A 3,281-nucleotide genomic window follows, 5' to 3' on the forward strand; every position below is an offset into this window, starting at 1 on the left:
TGGCTGAAGCCGTAAAAAAACCAAGGCCCGAGTTCCGGAACATCGGGCTTGGTCAACTCGCGAAGTATCGCTTGCCGCTCGCCGGGAAGGTGTCCATCCTGCATCGCATCAGCGGCTTGCTGCTTTTCGTGTCGCTGCCGTTCATTCTCTATCTGCTCGATCAGAGCCTGACCTCGGAACTCAGTTTCGACGCGTTCAAGGGCTTTCTGGCCAACCCCATCGTCAAGATCATCACGCTCGTGCTGTCGTGGGCGTATCTGCATCACTTCTGCGCGGGCATTCGTTTTCTGCTGCTCGACACGCACGTCGGCGTGAACAAGGAAGGCGGCAAGCAAAGCGCGTTGATCGTGCTCGTCGTCTCGCTGCTTCTCACGGCTGTGATGGCCCTTAAAATTTTCGGAGCCTTCTAAGACCATGGCAACCCAAAACAGAGTTGGCCCGAAGCGCCTGGTCGTGGGCGCGCATTACGGCCTGCGCGACTGGCTCGCGCAACGCATTACCGCCGTCGTGATGGCGGCATACACCGTCGTTTTGCTGTTCTGGTTCTTCGCCGCACACAGCTTCTCCTATGAAGGCTGGGCGTCCATCTTCGCCATGCAGTGGATGAAGCTTGCCACGTTCGTGACTCTGCTTTGCCTGTTCTATCACGCGTGGGTCGGCATTCGCGATATCTGGATGGATTACGTGAAGCCCATGGCCGTGCGCCTGTTTCTTCAGGTGCTGACCATCCTCTGGCTCGTCGGATGCGCCGGCTACGCTGCACAGATTCTCTGGAGAGTTTAAAGAACATGGCTGCAATCAAGACTTCCCTGCCGCGTCGCCGTTTCGACGTGGTCATCGTGGGCGCGGGCGGCTCGGGCATGCGCGCATCGCTGCAGCTCGCGCGTGCGGGCCTGTCGGTCGCTGTGTTGTCGAAGGTGTTTCCCACGCGCTCGCATACGGTCGCTGCGCAAGGCGGCATCGGTGCCTCGCTTGGCAACATGAGCGAGGACAACTGGCACTATCACTTCTACGACACCATCAAGGGCTCCGACTGGCTCGGCGACCAGGATGCAATCGAATTCATGTGCCGTGAAGCGCCCAACGCCGTGTATGAGCTCGAACACATGGGCATGCCGTTCGACCGCAATCCGGATGGCACGATCTATCAGCGTCCGTTCGGCGGACACACGGCCAACTACGGCGAAAAGCCCGTGCAACGCGCCTGTGCCGCGGCCGACCGTACCGGCCACGCGTTGTTGCACACGCTGTATCAGCAGAACGTCGCGGCCAAAACGCACTTCTTCGTCGAATGGATGGCGCTGGACCTGATCCGCGACGCCGAAGGCGATGTGCTCGGCGTCACCGCGCTGGAGATGGAAACGGGCGACGTGTATATCCTCGAAGGCAAGACCACGCTGTTCGCCACGGGCGGCGCGGGACGTATCTTCGCGGCATCGACGAATGCGTTCATCAACACGGGCGATGGGTTGGGCATGGCCGCGCGCTCGGGCATCGCGTTGCAGGACATGGAGTTCTGGCAATTCCACCCGACCGGTGTCGCGGGCGCGGGCGTGCTGATTACCGAAGGCGTGCGCGGCGAAGGCGGCATCTTGCGCAATTCGAACGGCGACCGCTTCATGGAGCGCTACGCGCCGACGCTCAAGGACCTCGCGCCGCGCGACTTCGTTTCGCGTTCGATGGATCAGGAAATCAAGGAAGGCCGTGGCGTGGGTCCGAACAAGGACCACGTATTGCTGGATCTGTCGCACATCGGCGCCGAGACGATCATGAAGCGCTTGCCGTCGATTCGCGAGATCGCGCTCAAGTTCGCCAATGTCGATTGCATCAAGGAGCCCATTCCCGTGGTGCCGACCATCCACTATCAAATGGGTGGCATACCGACGAACATGCACGGGCAGGTCGTGGGTACGTCCAATGGTTATAACGAGCCGGTCAACGGGTTCTACGCGGTGGGCGAATGCTCGTGCGTCTCGGTGCATGGCGCGAACCGTCTGGGCACGAACTCGCTGCTCGACCTGGTGGTGTTCGGCCGCGCGGCGGGCAATCACATCATCAAGCACGCGAAGGAGTTGAAAGAGCACAAGCCGCTGCCGGCCGATGCCGCCGACTTCGCGCTCGAACGCCTCGCGGTGCTGGAGAAGTCGACGTCGGGCGAATACACGCAGAACATCGCCAACGACATTCGTTCGACCATGCAGGCGCATGCGGGCGTGTTCCGCACATCGAAGCTGCTCGAAGAGGGCGTGAGCAAGATCGACGAACTCACCGCGCGCGTGAAGCACGTGCATCTGAAGGACAAATCGAAGGTGTTCAACACGGCGAAGGTCGAGGCGCTGGAGTTGGCGAACCTGATCGAAGTCGCGCGCGCGACCATGGTGTCGGCCGAAGCGCGCAAGGAAAGCCGTGGCGCGCACGCGCACAGCGACTTCGAGCATCGCGACGATGAGAACTGGATGCGCCATACGCTGTGGTTCAGCGAAGGCGATCGCCTCGACTACAAGCCGGTGCAGATGAAGCCGCTGACGGTCGAATCGGTGCCGCCGAAGGCACGGACCTTCTAGGGCACAAGGGAAAATCGAAATGGCAAAGAGAATCTTCGAAGTCTATCGCTACGATCCGGACAAGGACGCAGCCCCGCGCATGCAGACCTACGAGCTGGAGATCGACTCGCACGAACGCATGCTGCTCGATGCACTGCTCAAGCTGAAGTCGGTCGACGAGACGCTGTCGTTTCGCCGTTCGTGCCGCGAAGGCGTGTGCGGCTCGGACGCGATGAACATCAACGGCAAGAACGGTCTTGCGTGTTTGCAGAACATGAACGATCTGCCGCAGCGCATTGTGCTGCGTCCGCTGCCGGGCTTACCGGTGGTGCGCGATCTGATTTGCGACTTCACGCAATTTTTTAATCAGTATCATTCGATCAAGCCGTATCTGATCAACGACACGCCGCCGCCGGAAAAAGAGCGTCTGCAGTCGCCGGTCGAACGCGACGAGCTCGACGGGCTGTACGAGTGCATTCTGTGCGCGAGTTGCTCGACGTCGTGCCCGAGCTTCTGGTGGAATCCGGACAAGTTCGTCGGACCGGCGGGCTTGCTGCAGGCGTATCGCTTCATTGCGGATAGCCGGGATGAAGCGACCGGCGAGCGTCTGGACAACCTGGAAGATCCGTATCGTCTGTTCCGTTGCCACACGATCATGAATTGCGTCGACGTGTGCCCGAAGGGGCTCAACCCGACCAAGGCGATCGGCAAGATCAAGGAATTGATGGTGCGCCGCGC

Annotated in this window: 4 protein-coding genes; all 4 read left to right on the top strand. The window is 60.7% G+C overall.

Annotated features, from left to right (window positions below; all coding sequences use genetic code 11):
• A partial coding sequence (gene sdhC / locus NCT04_RS34045) for a succinate dehydrogenase, cytochrome b556 subunit (RefSeq protein WP_250470232.1) occupies positions 1–410 on the top strand: 410 nt, incomplete at its 5' end.
• Positions 411–414: 4 nt separating this feature from the next.
• Positions 415–783 carry a succinate dehydrogenase, hydrophobic membrane anchor protein gene (gene sdhD / locus NCT04_RS34050; protein ID WP_244829108.1) on the top strand — a complete coding sequence of 123 codons (369 nt, stop codon included), beginning with the start codon at positions 415–417 and terminating at the stop codon, positions 781–783.
• 5 nt (positions 784–788) lie between these two features.
• A complete protein-coding gene (sdhA, locus tag NCT04_RS34055; protein WP_244829109.1) occupies positions 789–2,564 on the top strand; it encodes a succinate dehydrogenase flavoprotein subunit in 1,776 nt (591 codons plus the stop codon).
• Between the two features lie 19 nt (positions 2,565–2,583).
• A partial coding sequence (locus tag NCT04_RS34060) for a succinate dehydrogenase iron-sulfur subunit (RefSeq protein WP_250470234.1) occupies positions 2,584–3,281 on the top strand: 698 nt, incomplete at its 3' end.

Origin of the sequence: Caballeronia sp. GAFFF2, assembly GCF_023631485.1 — a bacterium.
Taxonomy (GTDB): Bacteria; Pseudomonadota; Gammaproteobacteria; order Burkholderiales; family Burkholderiaceae; genus Caballeronia.